Here is an 18,316-nt window from a genome sequence, read left to right as displayed (position 1 = left end):
TCAGCGTCCCGCCGCGGCGGCCACCGGCGCGGCGTCGGCCGACACCACGCGCTCGCCCACCTCCAGGCCCTCCAGCACTTGCGCCTGCACGTTGTTGTTCATGCCGATTTTGACCTGCCGGGTCTCGGTCTGGTTGTTCTTGCCGACCACGCGGACCGCATAGCGGCCGTCCTCGCCGCGCTTGCCCAGGGCCGAGGCCGGCACCACCACGGCGTCGCGCGCCTCGCCCAGCACGATGGAAACCTGCGCGGTCATGGAAATTCGCAGCTTCTCGTCCGGGTTGGGCACGTCGAACAGGCCGTTGTAGTAGACCGCCGCGCTGGTCGAATTGGCGCTGGACGAGGTCAGCGACGCGGTCGCGTCGTCCTTCTGGATCGAGTCCGGCGCCGGCTCCACCGCGCGCAGCGTGGCGTGGTAGCGCTGGTCGGGTTCGCCCAGGATGGTGAAGTACACCGGCAGGCCAGGCTTGACGCGGGTCACGTCGGCCTCGGAGATCTGCGCCTTGACGGTCATGGTGGCCACCTGGGCCACCTTGATGATGGTGGGCGCGCTCTGGATCGCGTTGACGGTCTGGCCTTCCTTGGTCACCACCGCCACCACTACGCCATCGATCGGCGAGACGATGCGGGTGTAGCCCAGGTTGACCTTGGCCTTGTCGACTTCGATCTCGGCCTGCACGATCTGGGCGTCGAGCGCGGCGATGTCGGCGCGCGTCACGCCCAGCGTAGCCTCGGCAGCTTCGTAGTTCTCGCGCGAGCTGGCATCGGCCGCGAGCATCTGGCGCTGGCGCCGGAAGGCCAGCTCGGCCTGCTTCAGAGTCGCCACCTTGGCGGCGCGCTCGGCCCGGCGGGTCTGCAAGGCGGCCTGGGCGGTGCGCAGGTCGTTCTGCTGGGTCAGGTCATCGATCTCCGCAACCAGTTGGCCGCGCGTCACGCGGTCGCCCAGCGCCACTTTCAGCGACTTCAACTGGCCGGTGGCCTGCGCGCCGACGCTGACGCGCTCGATCGCGTCCATCGTGCCGCTGGCCAGCACGCTGTCCTCGAGATTGCCGCGCACGACTTCGGCAACGGCAAAAGTGGGGGGTGGTGGCGACGAGAAGAACGCGGCGCGGACACCGAAGACGATGACTACGAGTACGACGGCGATCAGGGCATAACGCTGGACTTTGCTGCGAGGTTTTTTCATTGAACCAGTTCGAAGGAGGTGGCGGAGACATGGTCCGTCACTCGAATAACTCAATACGGGTCGGGCCGGCGATACTTGCCCGACAACCAGCCCATCCTAAACGGCGATGGCGGGGCAAACCATGGCCAATCTGTGGCGAAAGGGTGAAAAACGGTAAAGCGGGCCACATAGCGCAACAGCCAGGAGCATTGCTCCGTTGCATCAACGATACATCCGTTGCGGCGCATTCGCGCTTGCATCACTGCGATTCCTGCCGGCAACGTGATGTCATCTTGCCGCATCCTCGCTCCAGATGCGCCATAGTTAGCGCCTATCCCGCCACCCCAGCGGCTTCTGGATTGCGGCAGCGCAAAATATCCACGCCTCGACATAGGGGGACGATAGGGACAGAATGAATGCAGTTAAGCCGTATCCGTGTCCAATCCCCCTCCTTCCCCCTCTGCTCACAACGCCGCCCCGGAGTTTTCCGGGGCGGCGTTATTGTGCGTGCTGGCCATGTTGAACCACGTGGCGCTCACCGGGGGACGGATTACGGTATCCCTGACGGCGCTGCAGATGGGCTTGTCGACCTTCAAGGTCGGCACGCTGGTGGCGGTGTTCGCGGTGCTGCCGATGCTGTTCTCGGTGCGGGCCGGGCGCTGGGTAGACCGGGTCGGCATCGTGCGCCCGCTGGTCATCGGCACCTCGCTGGTGGCGACCGGCACGGCGCTGCCATTCCTGTCGCAAACCCAGTTCGCCCTGCTGGTGGCCTCGTGTTGCATCGGTATCGGCTTCATGTTGCACCAGGTGGCCACGCAAGACCTGCTCGGACATGCCGAACCGACCCGGCGCCTGCGCAATTTCTCGCTGATGTCGCTGGCCCTGGCCGGCTCGGGTTTCTCGGGGCCGCTGATCGCCGGCCTGGCGATCGACAACCTCGGCACCCGGCTGGCCTTCGGCCTGCTGACACTGGGCCCGCTGCTCTCCGCCAGCGGCCTCTACGTGCTGCGTCACCAATTAAGGGCGGTGGATTCGCAACTGGCCGGTGCCAGGCAGGCCCAGCGCCGCCGCGTGACCGAGCTGCTGGCGGTCCCGGCGCTGCGCCGCATCCTGATGGTCAATACGATCCTGTCCGGGGCCTGGGACACACACCTGTTCGTGGTGCCCATCTTCGGCGTCGCCATCGGCCTGTCCGCCACCACCATCGGCGTCATTCTTGCGTCCTTCGCGGCGGCAACATTCGTCATCCGCCTGGTATTGCCGCTTATCCAGCGCCGGGTGCGCTCCTGGACCCTGGTCCGGGCAGCCATGGCCACCGCCGCAATCGACTTCATGCTTTACCCGCTTTTCACCGACGTTGGCGTCCTGATCGTGCTGTCGTTCATTCTCGGGCTTGCGCTGGGATGCTGCCAACCGAGTATGCTTTCATTGTTGCACCAGCATTCCCCGCCGGGCCGCGCCGCCGAAGCCGTGGGCTTGCGGATGGCGCTGATCAACGGGTCCCAGGTGTCGCTGCCGCTGACCTTCGGCGCGCTGGGCGCGGTCATCGGCGTCGCGCCGCTGTTCTGGGCCTATTCCGTCGCCCTGATGGCCGGTGGCTGGGCCAATCGCAACCCCCCGCTCGAGTCTGACCGGAAATCGTAGTCGTGAACATGCAGTCTTCTTCTCCCGTGGCCGGCGCCAGCCTGCCTTTCCGCCTGTGGACCCCCGAAGAGCGGCAGGCCTCCCTGCAGGACGCCTTGCGGCACTGGCAGGACGGCGAGGACGTCTGGGTATATGGGTACGGATCGCTGATCTGGCGCCCCGACTTCGATTTCGAGGAACGCCGCCTGGCCACCCTGCGCGGCCATCACCGCGCGCTGTGCCTGTGGTCGCGGGTCAACCGCGGCACGCCGGAATGTCCCGGGCTGGTGTTCGGCCTGGATCGCGGCGGCTCCTGCCGTGGCGTGGTCTACCGCCTGGCGGGCCGCCAGGTGCCGACCTACTTCCCGGCGCTGTGGGACCGCGAGATGTCGACCGGGGCCTATCTGCCGCGCTGGATCAACTGCAGTACCGAGGCCGGGCCGGTGCGCGCCCTGGTCTTCATCATGAACCGCGACAATCCCGCCTATATCCGCGCCCTGCCCGAGGCCGAGCTGCTGGCCATCGTGCGCCGCGCCGCCGGCCGCTACGGCCCCTGCACCGATTATGTGGTGCAGACCGCCCAGGCGCTGCGCGCCGCGGGCATCCACGATGCCCGCCTGGACGCCATCGCCCGGCGCCTGGAACAGGACGGCCACAGCCTGCCCGAGGGCGCCTGAAGCGGCTGCGGCGCCCTCGCGCCGCCAGAATTTCGCCGGTCCCTGCGCGGGGTCAATGAGGGGAGCGTGTCCGCGGCGGTATAAACTGCTTGTCATCAACGCTGAAACAAACGCCCCATGTCTGTCTCCGATCTGCGTCAAAGCTACGAAAAGAACGTGCTGCTGGAAAGCGAGGCGGCCGCGTCCCCGTTCGAGCAGTTCACCCGCTGGTTCGACGAGGCCCTGGCCGCCAAGGTGCCCGAGCCCAATGCCATGACCCTGGCCACCGTCGACGCCGACGGCCAGCCCAGCGCCCGCATCGTCCTGGTCAAGGGCTTCGACGAGCACGGTTTCACGTTCTTCACCAATTACGAGTCGCGCAAGGGCGCCGACCTGCTGGCCGAGCCGCGCGCCTGCCTGCTGTTTTTCTGGCAGCCCCTCGAGCGCCAGGTGCGCATCGAGGGCGTGGTGGAAAAAGTGCCGGCCGAGGAGTCGGACGCCTACTATCACAGCCGCCCGGCCGGTTCGCGCATCGGCGCCTGGGCCTCGCGCCAGAGCCAGCCCATCACCCGCGCCGAGCTGGAAGCCCGCGAGCAGGAATTCCGCGCCCGCTACGGCGACCAGCCGCCGCGCCCGCCGCACTGGGGGGGCTACCGCCTCAAGCCCACTGCCATGGAATTCTGGCAAGGCCGGCCTTCGCGCCTGCACGACCGCCTGCGCTATGCCGCCGACGGCCAGGGCTGGAAGATCGAACGCCTGTCGCCTTGACGCCGCCGGGCGCCGCGCGTCGCCGCGGCGTCCGCCCCATCTCTCACTTGCATGCCAGCCTCCTCCCCTGATTTCGACGCCGCCTTTTTCCGTACCGCGCTGGGCCGCTACGCCACCGGTGTGACGGTCGTGACCACCGCCGACCTCGATGGCGCGCCCATCGGGCTCACGGTCAGTTCCTTCAATTCGGTCTCGCTGAACCCGCCGCTGGTGCTTTGGAGCCTGTCGCGCAATTCCTCGTCGCTGGCCGCTTTCGAGCAGTGCCAGCGCTATGTCGTCAACGTGCTGGGCGCCGGACAGATCGCTCTGGCGCGGCGCTTTGCCACCGGCAAGACGCCCGATCGCTATGCCGGCCTGACCGTGCACCACGCGCCGGGCGGCACCCCGATGCTGGACGGCCATTGCGCCGCCTGGTTCGAATGCCACAACCGCAGCCGTTACATCGAAGGAGATCACGTCATCATGGTGGGAGAAGTCGAACGTTGCGGACATAGCGGCGAACCGCCGCTGGTCTTTCATGCCGGCGGATTCGACCTGACGCCGGCAGGCGCGCGCAGCGAGGGGAAGGTTTCGTGAGCGTCGATATCGATTGCGTCGTGATCGGCGCCGGCGTGGTCGGGCTGGCCATTGCCCGCGCCCTGGCCCAGTCGGGGCGCGAAGTGCTGGTGGCCGAGGCCACCGAGGCCATCGGCACCGGCACCAGCTCGCGCAACTCCGAAGTGATCCACGCCGGCATCTATTACCCGGCAGGCAGCCTCAAGGCCCGCCTGTGCGTGCGCGGCAAGCACCTGCTGTACGCCTATTGCGCCGAGCGCGGCATCCCGCACAAGCGGCTGGGCAAGCTGATCGTGGCCACCGACCACGAGCAGGCCGCCCAGTTGGCAAGCATCGCGAAGCGCGCCCGCGCCAATGGCGTGGACGACCTGCAGTTCATTGCCGGCGAGGACGCCATGCGGCTTGAGCCCGCCCTGCGCTGTACCGCCGCACTGGTGTCGCCGTCCACCGGCATCGTCGACAGCCATGCCTTGATGCTGGCCTACCAGGGCGATGCCGAGAATGCCGGCGCGCAATGCGTGTTCCACACGCCGCTGGTCTCCGGCCGGGCCTGCCCCGAAGGCGGATTCGAGCTGCAATTCGGCGGCGACGAGGCCATGAACCTGCGCTGCAACGTGCTGATCAATTCCGCCGGCCTGCAGGCCCCGGCCCTGGCGCGCCGCATCGAGGGCGTGCCGGCCGCCAGCATCCCCACCGACTACCTGTGCAAGGGCAGCTATTTCACGCTGTCCGGCCGGGCGCCGTTCTCGCGCCTGATCTACCCCGTGCCGCAACACGCCGGCCTGGGCGTGCACCTGACGCTCGACATGGGCGGCCAGGCCAAGTTCGGCCCCGACACCGAATGGGTCGGCACCGAGGACTACACCATCGACCCGGCGCGCGCCGAGGTTTTCTACGCCGCCGTGCGCAGCTATTGGCCGGCGCTGCCGGACGACGCCCTGACGCCCGGCTACACCGGCATCCGCCCCAAGATTTCCGGTCCGCACGAACCGGCCGCCGACTTCGTCATCGCCGGACCGGCCACGCACGGCGTGCCCGGCCTGGTGAACCTGTTTGGCATAGAATCGCCCGGATTGACCTCCAGCCTGGCGCTGGCGGAAGAAACCCTGGCGCGCCTGGCGGATGCCGCTTCCTCCCCTTCTTTTCCCTGAACAATGCAGCACAACGACTACATCCTGACCCTGTCCTGCCCCGACCGCACCGGCATCGTCTTCCGCGTCAGCGGCCTGTTGTTCGAATCGGGTTGCAACATCCTCGATTCGCAGCAGTTCGGCGACGAGGAAACCGGCCGCTTCTTCCTGCGGGTGCACTTCGACCTGCCGGCCGGCGAAGCCCCGGACGCCCTGCGCGCCCGCCTGGACGAGATGGCGGCCGAGTACGGCATGGAATTGCAGTTGCACGACGCGCGCCGCAAGGAACGCCTGCTGATCATGGTCAGCAAGCAGGGCCACTGCCTGAACGACCTGCTGTTCCGCGTCCACAGCGGCCAGTTGCATGCCGACGTGGCTGCCATCGTCTCCAACCACAACGACTACGCCGGCCTGGCGGCATCCTACGGCATTCCGTTCCACCATCTGCCGGTCACGCCCGACACCAAGGCCGAGCAGGAACGCCAGGTGCTGGCGCTGGTGGACCGCTACGACATCGACCTGGTGGTGCTGGCACGCTACATGCAGATCCTGTCGGCCGAAATGTGCCAGGCCCTGAACGGCCGTGCCATCAATATCCACCACAGCTTCCTGCCCAGCTTCAAGGGCGCGCGGCCGTACCACCAGGCGCATGCGCGCGGCGTCAAGATCATCGGCGCCACCGCCCACTTCGTGACCTCGGACCTGGACGAAGGGCCGATCATCGACCAGGACATCGAGCGCGTCGATCACACCATGACGGCGCAGGACCTGACCCAGGTCGGCAGCGACATCGAATCACTGGTGCTGTCGCGCGCCGTGCGCAGCCACGTCGAGCACCGCATCCTGCTCAACCGCAACAAGACCGTGGTGTTCCGCTAGGCGCGTGTCTGGCCCCGCCCGCGATGGCGGGGCGCCCAGCCTTGTGAAGGCCGGCCACCTGGCCGGCGATTTTCCTTCCCGCGCGCTACGCCGGAAACTGCCGTTCGACCAGAGCCAGCGCCTTGTCCTGCAGCGGCGTGCGCTCGGCCCGCGGCCAGATCACCTGGCTGACCGAGCGCGCCTGGTGCTCGAAGGCAATGAAGCGCGTGCCCGCCAGGCCGCTGCGCGACAGGCACGACGGCACGATCGACACCCCCAACCCCTGCGACACCAGCGAGGCCACGCTCAGCCAGTGACGCACCTCATGGCGCACCACCGGCATGAAGCCCGCTCCGACGCACAGCGACAGCACGGTCTCGTAGTAGCTGGGCGAGGCGGCGCGGGCGAAGAACACGAAGTCATCGGCAGCCAGGTCCGCCAACGCCAATAAGCGCCGCCCTGCCAACGGGTGGCTTTGCGGCAGGCACACCACGAAGGGCTCGGCCATCAGGTCGCGCGCCGCCACGCCGGCCGGCACTGGATTGGCATGGATGAAGCCCAGGTCCTGCTCGCCACGCCGCACCGCCTCGATCTGGTCGTGCGAGTTCAGCTCGGTCAGCACGTGCTCCACGTCCGGCAGCTCGGCCCGCATCGACCCGAGCAACGCCGGCAGTCCGCGATACAGCATCGACCCCACGAAGCCGATGCGCAGCCGGCCACGCAGACCGGCGTCGACCCGCTGCACCAGCGTGCGCACGTCCTCGGCCTGGCGCAGCAGGGTCTGCGCTTCGCGGTACAGCACCTGGCCGGCGGCAGTCAGCTCCACCTGCCGGCTGGTGCGCGCCAGCAGGCGCGCGCCGACGTTGTCCTCGAGCTGGCGGATGGCGTAGCTCAAGGGCGGCTGGGAGATATGCAGGCGCGCGGCGGCGCGGCTGAAATGGCGCTCTTCGGCCACGGCAATGAAATAGCGCAGCAGGCGTGGATCCAGGTCCAATGGCTCTCCTCCCAGGGCGGACCGGCTGGCGGCGCCCGAGATCAATATTTTTTTTGGATAGGTCTACATTAAAACGGTATTTGTATAGATTAATCCATCATCGCACCATGCCAGCGATTCCCTTTTTGCGCAGGATGCCGCCATGGATACCCCCGCCCAGCCCGTCGCCGCCACCGCCACGCCCATCCCGGACGCGCGCGGCCTGAACCTGTTCCGCGCCGATCCCTACGCCGCGCCGCTGGCCCAGCGCTACCTGCCGCCCGCACTGCACGCGCATCTGCTGCCGCACCTGGATCGCCTGGGCGCCCTGGCCGGCGGCCTGATGGACGAACTGGCGGCCACCGCCGACAAGCATCCCCCGACCCTGTCGGTGCGCAGCCGCGCCGGCGCCGACGAGTCACGCATCGACAAGCACCCCGCCTATGTCGAACTGGAGCGCCTGGCCTACAGTGAATTCGGCCTGGCGGCGCTGTCGCACCGTGGCGGCGTGCTGGGCTGGCCCGAACCCATGCCGGCTGCCGCCAAGTACGCCCTGAGCCATCTTTTCGTGCAGGCCGAGTTCGGCCTGTGCTGCCCGGTCAGCATGACCGACTCGCTGGCCCGCACCCTGCGCAAATTCGGCGATCCGGCATTGGTCGAACGGGTGCTGCCGCAGGTCACCAGCCAGGACTTCGACACATTGCGCCAGGGCGCCATGTTCATGACCGAGCAGGGCGCCGGCTCGGATGTCAGCGCCACCGAAGTGACGGCCACCAGCCAGGAGGACGGCAGTTGGCGCATCCACGGCGACAAATGGTTCTGCTCCAACCCCGACGCCGGCTTCGCCATGGTGCTGGCGCGCAGCGAAAGCGTGCCCGGCCTGAAAGGCGTGTCGCTGTTCCTGTTGCCGCGCGATCTGGCCGACGGCTCGCATAACCACTACCGCATCCTGCGCCTGAAGGACAAGCTCGGCACCCGCTCCATGGCCAGCGGCGAGATCCGGCTGGAAGGCGCGGTGGCCTGGCTGGTGGGCGAGCGCGGCAAGGGCTTCAAGCACATGGCCGACATGATCAACAACTCGCGCCTGTCCAATGGCATGCGCGCCGCCGGCCTGATGCGCCGCGCCGTCACCGAGGCGGTCTACGTGTCGCGGCACCGCCGCGCCTTCGGCAAGCGCCTGATCGACATGCCGCTGATGCAGCGCCAATTGGTCAAGATGACGGTGTGGGCGGAGCAGGCGCGCAGTGTCATGTTCCAGACCGCCCGCGCGCTGGCCGACGCCGACCAGGGCCGGGGCGATCCGGCCCTGGCGCGCATCCTGACGCCGCTGATCAAGTTCCGCGCCTGCCGCGATGCCCGCAAGGTCACCGGCGACGCCATGGAAGTGCGGGGCGGTTGCGGCTACATCGAGGAATGGACCGAGCCGCGCCTGGTGCGCGATGCGCACCTGGGCTCGATCTGGGAAGGCACCAGCAATATCGTCGCGCTGGACGTGCTGCGCGCCATCAGGAAGGAAGGCTCGCTGCCGGCGCTGCAACGCCATGTCGACCAGTTGCTGGCCGAGGGCGTGCCCTGCCCGCCGCCGCTGGCCACGCTGCAGGCCGACGCGCTGCGGCAGACCTATGCCCTGGCCGAACGCGCCGCGCGGGAAGGCCGTGACGAACTGGCGCGCCAGGCGGCCTCGCTGCTGTATCACGCTGTGTCGATGGCGGCACTGCGCTGGGAAGCGGCGGGCGCGGGCCTGGCCAGCCGCGCGCTGCTGGCCGACCAGGTATTGCTGCATCGCCTGGCGCCGCGCGACCCCTACGCCATCCCGGCCGACGAAAGCGCCGCCTGCCGCGGCATTCTGCAAGACGCGCTGTAATACGGCGCCCCCGACGCCGGCGGCACAGCCGGCGCGCCCACACCACTGGAGACTCCCATGAAACGCCTGTTCACCCCCTTGCTGCTGGCGGCCGCCGCCATTACCGCCGCGCCGCCGGCGCTGGCTGCCGATGCGTATCCGTCGCGCCCGGTCACGCTGGTCGTGCCCTTTCCCCCCGGCGGCCCCACCGACGCCCTGGCGCGCCGCCTGGCCGAAAAGCTCAAGCAGCCGCTGGGCCAGACCGTGATCGTCGAGAACCGCAGCGGCGCCGGCGGCAACATCGGCTCGGAATACGTCGCCAACGCCAAGCCGGACGGCTACACCCTGCTGTTCGGCACCTCGGGGCCGCTGGCCATCAACATCAGCCTGTACAAGAACCAGGGCTACAACCCCCAGACCAGCTTCGCCCCCATCATCCGCATCGGCCACCTGCCCAATATCCTGGTGGTGAACCCGTCGGTGCCGGCCAAAAACGCGCAGGAACTGATCGCCTACGCCAAGAAGAATCCGGACAAGCTGAGCTACGCGTCGTCCGGCAACGGCGCGTCCTCGCACCTGGCCGGCATCCTGTTCAACCAGATGGCCGGCACCCGCATCATGCACATCCCCTACAAGGGCACCGGCCCGGCGCTCAACGATCTGCTGGGCGGGCAGGTGTCGATGTCATTCACTGACATCCTGACCGCGCTGCCGCACATCAAGGCCGGCAAGCTGCGTGCCATCGGCCTGGCCAGCGCCCAGCGCTCGGACGCGCTGCCCGACCTGCCGACGCTGTCCGAGCAAGGGCTGGACGGCTACGACGTCAGTGTGTTCTTCGGCATTGTCGCGCCCAAGGATACGCCGGCGGACACCGTGGCCAAGCTGAACCAGGCATTCAGGGCGGCCCTCTCGGACCCGGCGATCGAACAGACCCTGCACAGCCAGGGCATCGTGCGCGCGCAGGACCAGACCCCGCAAGGCCTGTCCGCGTTCATCGCCACCGAAGTGCCCAAGTGGCGCACGCTCATCAAGAGCGCCAACGTTTCCATCGACTGACCGCAGAGGCGCCATGGCTCCCAAGCTACCCGACGCCGGCGCTCTCGCCGGCTGCAAAGTGATCGACCTGTCGCGCGTGCTGGGGGGGCCTTACTGCACCCAGATACTGGCCGACCATGGCGCCGACGTGCTCAAGATCGAACCGCCCGGCGGCGACGAAACGCGCGGCTGGGGCCCGCCTTTCCTGGGCGACACGGCTTCGTACTTCGTCGGCGTCAACCGCAACAAGCGCGGCATGACCCTGGACCTGTCGCAAGCGGCGGGCCAGGACCTGCTGCGCCACCTGCTGGCCGACGCCGACGTACTGGTCGAGAACTTCAAGCCCGGCACGCTGGAGAAATGGGGGCTGGGCTACGACACGCTGAGCCAGCGCTTTCCGGCGCTGATCCACTGCCGCGTCAGCGGCTTCGGCGCCGACGGACCGCTGGGAGGACTGCCCGGCTACGACGCCTGCGCCCAGGCCATGTGCGGACTGATGAGCGTGAACGGCGAGGCCGACGGCGAGGCCATGCGCGTCGGCCTGCCGGTGGTGGACATGGTGACCGGCCTGAACGCCGCGGTGGCCATCCTGCTGGCCCTGAACGAGCGCGTGCGCAGCGGGTTGGGCCAGTTCCTCGACATCACGCTGTACGATTGCGCGCTGTCGCTGCTGCACCCGCACGCGCCCAACTACTTCTACAGTGGCAGGACGCCGCGCCGCAGCGGCAATGCGCACCCCAACATCGCCCCTTACGAAACGCTGCCGACCGCCAGCGGGCCGATATTCCTGGCGGTCGGCAACAACCGCCAGTTCGCGCTGCTGGCGCAGGTGCTGGACGCGCCGGCCCTGGCCGCGGACCCGCGCTATGCCGCCAATGCCGACCGGCTGGCGCACCGGCAGGCACTGCGCGACGACCTGACGGCGCTGCTGGCGCCGCACGACGCGGCGGCGCTGGCCGACCGCCTGCTGCGCGCCGGCGTGCCGGCGGCGGCGGTGCAAACGGTGGACCAGGCGCTGGCGCACCCGCATACCCGGCATCGCGGCATGGTGCTGGAACAGGGCGATTATCGCGGCGTCGGCTCTCCGATCAAGCTGTCGCGGACCCCTGCCACACTGCGCAGCCTGCCGCCGGACCTGGCGCCGTCCAAACCCTAGCCGCCCACTGCCAGCCCCTCGCGGCGTGGGTCGGCCCCGCCCTGCAGGCCATCGCGGTCGATCACGATGCCATGGATGCCGCTGGGGAAGTCGGTGATCTTCACGCGATGCCCCATGCGCTCGAGCGCCGGCGCCAGCGCCTCCAGCGCGGTGCCCTTCTCCAGCTCGGTCTCCTTGTTGCGGCTGCCCATGTTGGGCAGGGCGGCCGCGGCCTGGATGTCGAGTTTCCAATCAAGCACCGCCACGATGGTCTTGGCCACGTAGTTGATGATGGCGCTGCCGCCCGGCGACCCCACCAGCAGATAGGGCTTGCCATCGCGCAGCACGATCATCGGCGCCATGGCGCTGCGCGGGCGTTTGCCCGGCTCGACGCGGTTGGCCACTGGCCGGCCTTCGGGATCCTGGAACGACGATGAAAAGTCCGTCATTTCATTGTTCAGCAGGAAGCCGCGCACGAAGATCTTGCTGCCGAATTCGTTCTCGATGGTGGTGGTCATCGACAGCGCATTGCCGTCGCGGTCCACCGCCACCAGGTGGCTGGTGGATGGCCGCTCCAAGGCATTGCCGCGCCCCGGCGCCAGCAGCCCGCCCTCGGGATCGCCGGGCAGCGCGACCTTCATGCTGCGATCGGGACGGATCAGCGCGCCGCGCGCGCGCAGATAGTCGGGATCCAGCATGGCAGGCACCGGCACGTGCGCGAAATCCGGATCGGCCACATAGAAATCCCGGTCGGCGAAAGCCAGCCGGCCCGCCTCGGCGAAGTAATGCACCGCCTCCACACTGCCCGGCGCGTAGCGGCCCATGGGGTATTGCTCCAGCTCGCCCAGGATCTGCAACACCGCGATCGGGCCGCTGCTGGGCGGGCCCATGCCGCACAATTCATAACCGCGATAGGCGCCGCAGACCGGATCGCGCTGGCGCGGCCGGTAGCCGGCCAGGTCGGCCAGCGTCAGGTCGCCCGGCATGGGGTGGGCGTGCACCGCCGCCACGATGTCACGCGCGATATCGCCCTGGTAGAAGGCGTCCGCGCCGCCCTGCGCCACCGCCCGCAGCGTGGCCGCGAAGGCCGGGTTCTTGAGCACGTGGCCGACCGGCCAGGCGCTGCCGTCGGGCGCATAGAAATACGCCGCGGCCGCCGGTTGGCGCGGCAGGGCCCGGTTGCCCGCCAGCAGCTTGTGCAGGCGCGGCGACACGGCAAAGCCCTGCTCGGCCAGGCGGATAGCCGGCTGGAACAGGTCGGCCCAAGGCAGCTTGCCCTGGCGCTTGTGCGCCAGCTCCAGGCCGCGCAACAAACCGGGTACGCCAACCGCCATGCCATTGTTGACCGCCTGCGCGAACGGCAGCGGCTTGCCGTCGGCGTCCAGGAACCGGTCTGGCCGCGCCGCGGCGGGCGCCGTCTCGCGGCTGTCGTAGGTCACGATGCGGCGATCCTTGGCCGAGTACACCACCATGAAGGCGCCGCCGCCGATGCCTGAGGATTGCGGCTCGACCAGATTCAACACCAGTTGCGTGGCGATGGCCGCATCCACCACGCTGCCGCCCCGGCGCAGCATCTCGGCGCCCGCCGCGCTCGCCAGGGGATTGGCCGCGACCATCATGAAATGCGGAGCGTGCACCAGCGCCCGCGCCTGGCTGCCGGTGGCGGCTTCGGGATTCAGGTCCTCGGTGGCGGCCGGCGACCGGGCCCAGGCGGGCACGGCCACGGCCAGCGTGGCGGCGGACAAGAGGGCGGCGGCGGCACGGCACACACGCATGACGGACTCCATGGTGACGCCGGCGGACCGGCATGGATGCCATGATAGACAAGGCCGCCGCCGCTGTCGCGCGCGCCGCGGCGCGCCGTAGAATGCCGTTTTGCGCCGAACTCCCGCCCGCCCATGCGCCTGCGCCATATCGAGATCTTCGAAGCCATCCGCCGTACTGGTTCCCTGACCCAGGCCGCGGCGGCGCTGCACATCACCCAGCCGGCGGCCAGCAAGCTGCTGGCCAGCGCCGAGGCCCAGCTAGGCTTCAAGCTGTTCGAACGCATCAAAGGCCGGCTGGTGGCCACGCGCGAGGCCGACATCCTCACGCCCGAGGTCACGCGCCTGAACCAGGACCTGGACAGCGTGCGCCGCCTGGCCGCCAGCCTGCGCGACCGCCCCCATGCCCACCTGCGACTGGGTTGCGCGCCGGCCCTCGGCCTCGGCCTGCTGCCCGGCGTGGTACGCGACAGCCGCGCCGCCCAGCCTGGCATCACTTTCGACATCCACACCTACCACAGCGCCGAACTGGTGCGCGGCATGCTGACGCGCGAACTGGACCTGGCCGTGACCTTCGATACCCACGACACGCCCGGCCTGACGCGGATCGAACTGGGCCACACCGAACTGGTGCACCTGGGCCGCGGCGAGGGCGGCGGCGGCCCGCTGGCGCTGGCCGACATCGCCGGCGACGCCCTGATCCTGCTGGACGCCAGCGATGCGGCGGGCGCGCTGCTGCAGATGGCGCTGGATGCCCAGGGCCTGGATCCGCGCGCGGCGGTGCGGGTGCAGACCCACTACGTCGCCTGCGCCCTGGCGCAGGCGGGCGCGGGCGATGCCATCGTCGACGCCATCACGGCCCAGGCCATGTTGCGCCCGGACATGCGGTTGCGGCGCCTGACGCCGCTGCTGCAAGTGCCGATCAGCGTGCTGGCACGCAGCCAGGATCCCCTGACGGCCCTGCAACGCGACCTGATCGAGCGCTTGCGCGCGGCCTGCGCGGCCAGCCAGGCCGCGCTGGAACCCCGGCGCGCCATGTAAAAAGCCCCCGCGCGCTGGAACCACGTCCAGCTTGCGGGGGCCTGAGCGCAAGGCGCGCCATGCCTGGCGGCGGACGGACTCGCGCCCGTGCCGCCCGCCCTGCGATCAGTCCAGCTTGATGTTCTGCTTTTTCACGACGTCCTTCGCCCAGTCGAATTGCTCCTTGATCTCCTTGGCGAATTCTTCCGGCGTGTTGCCCGACGGAGCCGAGCCCTGGTCATCCAGCGCCTTCACGACCTTCGGGTCCTTCAGGGCCACGACCGCCGCGTCGCGCAGCTTGTTGACCACTTCCATCGGGGTGCCCTTGGGCGCCAGCAGGCCATACCAGACCGGCTGGTTCAGGACCGGGAAGCCGGCTTCCTTGAAGGTCGGCACGCCCTTGAGGGTGGGAATTTCCTGCGGCCATGCGATCGCCATGGCGTTCAGCTTGCCCGCCTTGATCTGCGGCATCGACGAGGGCAGGTTGTCGAACAGGATTTCGATCTGACCGCCGACGGCGTCGGCCACGGCCGGGCCCGAACCCTTGTACGGCACGTGCACGATGTCGGTGCCGGTGGCCATCTTGAACGATTCGCCCATCAGGTGCAGCACGCCGCAAGTGCCCGAACTGCCGTACGAGTACTTGCCTGGGTTCTTCTTCAGTTCTTCGACGAAGCCCTTGAAGTCCTTGGCCGGGAACTTCGGATTCACCGCGACCACGTTGGCGGTGTTGGCGAAGTTGGTGACCGGCTGGAAGTCCTTGATCGGGTCGTAGGGCAGGTCGTTGGGACGGCAAGCCGGGTTGACGGCCATGGTCGAGACCGTGGCGATCGACAGCGTGTAGCCGTCCGGCTCGGCGCGCGCGGCTTCGGCCGCGCCGATGGCGCCACCGGCGCCGCCCTTGTTCTCGACGACCATGGGCTGGCCCAGCTCCTGGCTCATGCGCTGCGTCACCAGGCGCGCGATGATGTCGGTCGAACCGCCCGGCGCGAACGGAACGATGACGCGGATCGGCTTGTTGGGATAGGCGTCGGCGGCGTGAGCGGCGCCGACCGTGCCGGCGGCCAGCGCGATGGCGACAGCCAGGGAGCGAACTTTGATCATTGGTATGTTTCCTCCAAATATACGCGTCCGCGTGTGAACGGACCGTCTTGTGGCGCCCCCGTCTGTAGACGGATCGGCAGGTAGCGTCGGCGGGGCATCGCTTGGAATGCAGGGCAGAAAGCCGTGCTGATTATTGAGTTGCTTGTGGCACACGCGCCCGCCAGAATGACGGAGAATAGCAGCAAATGCTTACAGTCGCATAGCGTGCCGATCCCCGGCGGGCGCTCAGAAAAAACGCACACTCCATGTCGGTCGCACTGCTGGTTTTCCCTGATTTCATGCTGGTCGCGCTAGGTTGGGCGCTACGCCACAAATTGAATTTCTCGCGCGAATTCTTTGCCGGCACCGAGCGCCTGGTGTACTTCGTGCTGTTCCCCGCCCTGCTGTTCCAGGCCATTCTGCGCACGCCGATCAGCGCCGGCAACGCCGCGGTACTGTTGCAGGCCACCGCGGCGGTAATCGTCTCCGGCGTGGCCCTGTCGTGGCTGGCGGGCCCGCTGCTGAAGCCCTCGTCACTGGGCCTGGCCTCGTCGGCGCAATGCGGTTTCCGGTTCAACACCTATATCGGACTGGCCCTATCCGCCAGCCTGGGCGGCACGCAAGGGCAGACGGTAATGGCGCTGATCATCGGCTTCGCGGTGCCGATGGCCAACGTCGCCGCGGTGTACGGGTTGGCGCGCCACAATGGCGGCAATCTGCTGCGCGAGCTGGCGCGCAATCCTCTGGTGGTATCGACGCTGGCGGGCCTGGCGTGCAATCTGGCCGGGCTGCACCTGCCAGTGCCGGTGGACACGGTGCTGGCGCGGCTAGGCGCGGCGGCGATCGCGCTGGGGATCCTGTGCGTGGGGGCCAGCCTGGCCTGGGAAGGCGGCAAGGGCTACGGCCGCTTGATCGCATGGATGCTGGCGGTGAAGCTGGTGGCGCTGCCGCTGGTGGCGCTGGCCGTGGCCAGGGTGCTGGGGCTGGCGCCGCTGGAGGCGCGGATGCTGTTGCTGTTCGCGGCCTTGCCCACGGCGTCGGCGGCCTATGTGCTGGCGATGCGCATGGGCGGAGACGGGCGGATGGTGGCGGTGCTCATTTCCCTGGGGACGCTGTTTTCGGCGCTGACGATTCCGGGATGGCTGCTGCTGACGGGCAATGCCTGAGCGGCGCGATCACCGACGACACGGCGCGACGCGCATCGCCAGGAAAAACCGCCCCTCGCGGGGCGGCTCTGCCGGCGTCGCCAGGGATTACTTGCCGGCGTTCGTCATGCTCGACGGCACGACCCACTCGGCGAACTGGGCCTCGGTGACATAGCCCAGCGCCAGCGCCGATTCCTTCAGCGACAGGCCTTCCTTGTGCGCCTTCTTGGCGATCTGGGCGGCCTTGTCGTAGCCAATGTGCGGGTTCAGCGCGGTCACCAGCATCAGCGAGCGGTCGACCAGTTCGGCAATGCGTTCGCGGTTGGGCTGGATGCCCGCGGCGCAGTGCTGGTTGAAGCTCGCCATGCCGTCGGTCAGCAGGCGCACCGACTGCAGGAAGTTGTGGATCACCAGGGGCTTGTAGACGTTCAGCTCGAAGTTGCCACTGGCGCCGCCGATGTTGATGGCGACGTCGTTGCCCATGACCTGGGCGGCCAGCATGGTGATGGCTTCGCACTGGGTCGGGTTGACCTTGCCCGGCATGATGGAGCTGCCGGGTTCGTTTTCGGGAATGCTGATTTCGCCCAGGCCGGAACGCGGACCGCTGGACAGCCAGCGCACGTCGTTGGCGATCTTCATGAGGCCGGCGGCGAGCGACTTGAGCCCGCCGTGCGCGAACAACAGGCCCTCGTGCGAGGCCAGCGCCTGGAACTTGTTGGGCGCGGAAACGAACGCGGTTTCGGTGGCGTGGGCCAGTTCGGCCGAGACCTTGGCGGAAAACTGCGGATGGGCGTTCAGGCCGGTGCCGACCGCGGTGCCGCCGATGGCCAACTGATGCAGGCCCGGCAGCGTGGCGCGGATCTGCTGTTCGGCCAGGTCGAGCTGGGCGACGTAGCCGGACAGTTCCTGGCCCAGCGTCAGCGGGGTGGCGTCCTGCAGGTGGGTGCGGCCGATCTTGACGATGTCGTAGAACTCGGCGCTTTTGGCGGCGAAGGTGGCGCGCAGGGCCTTCAGGGCCGGCAGCAGGCGGTGCTCGACCTCGACCGCGGCCGCCACGTGCATGGCCGTGGGGAAGGTGTCGTTGGACGACTGCCCACGGTTGACGTGGTCGTTCGGGTGGACCTTGCGTTCCTCGCCGCGCACCCCGCCCAGCAGTTCCGAGGCGCGGTTGGCCAACACCTCGTTCATGTTCATGTTGCTCTGGGTGCCGGAGCCGGTCTGCCACACGGACAGCGGGAATTCGTTGGGCCACTTGCCGGCGATGACCTCATCGGCGGCGCGCACGATGCCGTCGGCGATCTTGGCGTCCAGCTCGCCCAGTTCGGCATTGACCTTGGCGGCCGCGCGCTTCAGGCGCGCCATCGCGATGACCAGCGGCTCGGGCATCTTTTCGGTGGAGATCGCGAAAAAATGCAGCGAGCGCTGCGTCTGCGCCCCCCAGAGGTGATCCTCGGGGACTTCGATGGGACCAAAGGTGTCTTTTTCGATGCGGGTCTTCATGGCGCTTACTGCTCCGTGGCGGCGTCGGTCGCGGCCGACGGAACCCGCCTGGCCGGACTTTATTG

16 protein-coding genes are annotated in these 18,316 nt (G+C 68.5%); 11 read left to right on the top strand and 5 right to left on the bottom strand.

Going from position 1 to position 18,316, the window contains the following annotated elements:
• Positions 1 to 1,185 carry an efflux RND transporter periplasmic adaptor subunit gene (locus AC6LKG_RS01570; RefSeq protein ID WP_498162207.1) on the bottom strand — a complete coding sequence of 395 codons (1,185 nt, stop codon included), beginning with the start codon at positions 1,183 to 1,185 and terminating at the stop codon, positions 1 to 3.
• A 495-nt stretch (positions 1,186 to 1,680) separates the two neighbouring features.
• Here AC6LKG_RS01570 and AC6LKG_RS01565 point away from each other — a divergent pair, with 495 nt between their 5' ends.
• From AC6LKG_RS01565 to purU, 6 genes are all read left to right on the top strand, one after another.
• Positions 1,681 to 2,808 carry an MFS transporter gene (locus AC6LKG_RS01565; protein WP_498162425.1) on the top strand — a complete coding sequence of 376 codons (1,128 nt, stop codon included), beginning with the start codon at positions 1,681 to 1,683 and terminating at the stop codon, positions 2,806 to 2,808.
• A gap of 8 nt (positions 2,809 to 2,816) precedes the next feature.
• Positions 2,817 to 3,464, top strand: a complete 648-nt coding sequence (locus AC6LKG_RS01560; RefSeq protein ID WP_498162206.1) for a gamma-glutamylcyclotransferase — start codon at positions 2,817 to 2,819, stop codon at positions 3,462 to 3,464.
• Between the two features lie 117 nt (positions 3,465 to 3,581).
• Positions 3,582 to 4,211, top strand: coding sequence for a pyridoxamine 5'-phosphate oxidase (gene pdxH, locus AC6LKG_RS01555; protein WP_498162205.1), 630 nt, complete (start codon positions 3,582 to 3,584; stop codon positions 4,209 to 4,211).
• A gap of 51 nt (positions 4,212 to 4,262) precedes the next feature.
• Entirely contained in the window at positions 4,263 to 4,787 is a 525-nt protein-coding gene (locus AC6LKG_RS01550; RefSeq protein WP_498162204.1) for a flavin reductase family protein, read from the top strand.
• Positions 4,784 to 5,917 carry an NAD(P)/FAD-dependent oxidoreductase gene (locus AC6LKG_RS01545; protein WP_498162203.1) on the top strand — a complete coding sequence of 378 codons (1,134 nt, stop codon included), beginning with the start codon at positions 4,784 to 4,786 and terminating at the stop codon, positions 5,915 to 5,917. The genes AC6LKG_RS01550 and AC6LKG_RS01545 overlap by 4 nt, the downstream gene beginning before the upstream one ends.
• A 3-nt stretch (positions 5,918 to 5,920) precedes the next feature.
• Positions 5,921 to 6,775 carry a formyltetrahydrofolate deformylase gene (gene purU / locus AC6LKG_RS01540; RefSeq protein ID WP_498162202.1) on the top strand — a complete coding sequence of 285 codons (855 nt, stop codon included), beginning with the start codon at positions 5,921 to 5,923 and terminating at the stop codon, positions 6,773 to 6,775.
• 85 nt (positions 6,776 to 6,860) lie between these two features.
• Here the strand turns inward: purU and AC6LKG_RS01535 are convergent, their stop codons facing one another.
• Positions 6,861 to 7,748 (bottom strand): LysR substrate-binding domain-containing protein, encoded by an 888-nt coding sequence (locus AC6LKG_RS01535; RefSeq protein ID WP_498162200.1) that lies wholly within the window; start codon positions 7,746 to 7,748, stop codon positions 6,861 to 6,863.
• Positions 7,749 to 7,890: 142 nt separating this feature from the next.
• Between AC6LKG_RS01535 and AC6LKG_RS01530 the strand changes: the two genes are divergently transcribed.
• From AC6LKG_RS01530 to AC6LKG_RS01520, 3 genes are read left to right on the top strand one after another with little or no spacing between them, the layout of a single operon-like run.
• The gene (locus AC6LKG_RS01530) at positions 7,891 to 9,591 is read left to right on the top strand and encodes an acyl-CoA dehydrogenase family protein (protein WP_498162199.1); all 1,701 of its coding nucleotides are present in this window, start codon (positions 7,891 to 7,893) and stop codon (positions 9,589 to 9,591) included.
• Positions 9,592 to 9,648: 57 nt separating this feature from the next.
• Entirely contained in the window at positions 9,649 to 10,626 is a 978-nt protein-coding gene (locus AC6LKG_RS01525) for a Bug family tripartite tricarboxylate transporter substrate binding protein (RefSeq protein ID WP_498162197.1), read from the top strand.
• A 13-nt stretch (positions 10,627 to 10,639) separates the two neighbouring features.
• Positions 10,640 to 11,761: a CaiB/BaiF CoA transferase family protein gene (locus AC6LKG_RS01520; protein ID WP_498162195.1), complete on the top strand. Its 1,122-nt coding sequence runs from the start codon at positions 10,640 to 10,642 to the stop codon at positions 11,759 to 11,761.
• On the opposite strand, the gene ggt is transcribed toward AC6LKG_RS01520, so the two are convergent.
• A complete protein-coding gene (ggt, locus tag AC6LKG_RS01515) occupies positions 11,758 to 13,515 on the bottom strand; it encodes a gamma-glutamyltransferase (protein WP_498162193.1) in 1,758 nt (585 codons plus the stop codon). The genes AC6LKG_RS01520 and ggt overlap by 4 nt on opposite strands.
• Before the next feature lie 123 nt (positions 13,516 to 13,638).
• Here ggt and AC6LKG_RS01510 point away from each other — a divergent pair, with 123 nt between their 5' ends.
• A complete protein-coding gene (locus AC6LKG_RS01510) occupies positions 13,639 to 14,544 on the top strand; it encodes a LysR family transcriptional regulator (protein ID WP_498162191.1) in 906 nt (301 codons plus the stop codon).
• A gap of 105 nt (positions 14,545 to 14,649) precedes the next feature.
• Here the strand turns inward: AC6LKG_RS01510 and AC6LKG_RS01505 are convergent, their stop codons facing one another.
• On the bottom strand, positions 14,650 to 15,627 hold the full coding sequence (locus AC6LKG_RS01505) for a tripartite tricarboxylate transporter substrate binding protein BugE (protein WP_498162190.1): 978 nt from the start codon (positions 15,625 to 15,627) through the stop codon (positions 14,650 to 14,652).
• A gap of 245 nt (positions 15,628 to 15,872) precedes the next feature.
• Between AC6LKG_RS01505 and AC6LKG_RS01500 the strand changes: the two genes are divergently transcribed.
• Positions 15,873 to 16,772 carry an AEC family transporter gene (locus AC6LKG_RS01500; RefSeq protein WP_498162188.1) on the top strand — a complete coding sequence of 300 codons (900 nt, stop codon included), beginning with the start codon at positions 15,873 to 15,875 and terminating at the stop codon, positions 16,770 to 16,772.
• A gap of 87 nt (positions 16,773 to 16,859) precedes the next feature.
• On the opposite strand, the gene fumC is transcribed toward AC6LKG_RS01500, so the two are convergent.
• Positions 16,860 to 18,251 (bottom strand): class II fumarate hydratase, encoded by a 1,392-nt coding sequence (gene fumC, locus AC6LKG_RS01495; RefSeq protein ID WP_498162186.1) that lies wholly within the window; start codon positions 18,249 to 18,251, stop codon positions 16,860 to 16,862.
• Positions 18,252 to 18,316: the final 65 nt, after the last annotated feature.

The sequence above is a fragment of the Achromobacter sp. 46006 genome (assembly GCF_059761975.1).
Note: the sequence above shows the minus strand (reverse complement) of the source record. Positions and strands in the feature narration are given on the sequence as shown.

Coding starts and splice junctions, on each gene's coding strand:
- AC6LKG_RS01570 (WP_498162207.1), bottom strand. CDS start 1,185: ATGAAAAAACCTCGCAGCAAAGTCCAGCGTTATGCCCTGATCGCCGTC.
- AC6LKG_RS01565 (WP_498162425.1), top strand. CDS start 1,681: ATGTTGAACCACGTGGCGCTCACCGGGGGACGGATTACGGTATCCCTG.
- AC6LKG_RS01560 (WP_498162206.1), top strand. CDS start 2,817: ATGCAGTCTTCTTCTCCCGTGGCCGGCGCCAGCCTGCCTTTCCGCCTG.
- pdxH (WP_498162205.1), top strand. CDS start 3,582: ATGTCTGTCTCCGATCTGCGTCAAAGCTACGAAAAGAACGTGCTGCTG.
- AC6LKG_RS01550 (WP_498162204.1), top strand. CDS start 4,263: ATGCCAGCCTCCTCCCCTGATTTCGACGCCGCCTTTTTCCGTACCGCG.
- purU (WP_498162202.1), top strand. CDS start 5,921: ATGCAGCACAACGACTACATCCTGACCCTGTCCTGCCCCGACCGCACC.
- AC6LKG_RS01530 (WP_498162199.1), top strand. CDS start 7,891: ATGGATACCCCCGCCCAGCCCGTCGCCGCCACCGCCACGCCCATCCCG.
- AC6LKG_RS01525 (WP_498162197.1), top strand. CDS start 9,649: ATGAAACGCCTGTTCACCCCCTTGCTGCTGGCGGCCGCCGCCATTACC.
- AC6LKG_RS01520 (WP_498162195.1), top strand. CDS start 10,640: ATGGCTCCCAAGCTACCCGACGCCGGCGCTCTCGCCGGCTGCAAAGTG.
- ggt (WP_498162193.1), bottom strand. CDS start 13,515: ATGCGTGTGTGCCGTGCCGCCGCCGCCCTCTTGTCCGCCGCCACGCTG.
- AC6LKG_RS01510 (WP_498162191.1), top strand. CDS start 13,639: ATGCGCCTGCGCCATATCGAGATCTTCGAAGCCATCCGCCGTACTGGT.
- AC6LKG_RS01505 (WP_498162190.1), bottom strand. CDS start 15,627: ATGATCAAAGTTCGCTCCCTGGCTGTCGCCATCGCGCTGGCCGCCGGC.
- AC6LKG_RS01500 (WP_498162188.1), top strand. CDS start 15,873: ATGTCGGTCGCACTGCTGGTTTTCCCTGATTTCATGCTGGTCGCGCTA.
- fumC (WP_498162186.1), bottom strand. CDS start 18,251: ATGAAGACCCGCATCGAAAAAGACACCTTTGGTCCCATCGAAGTCCCC.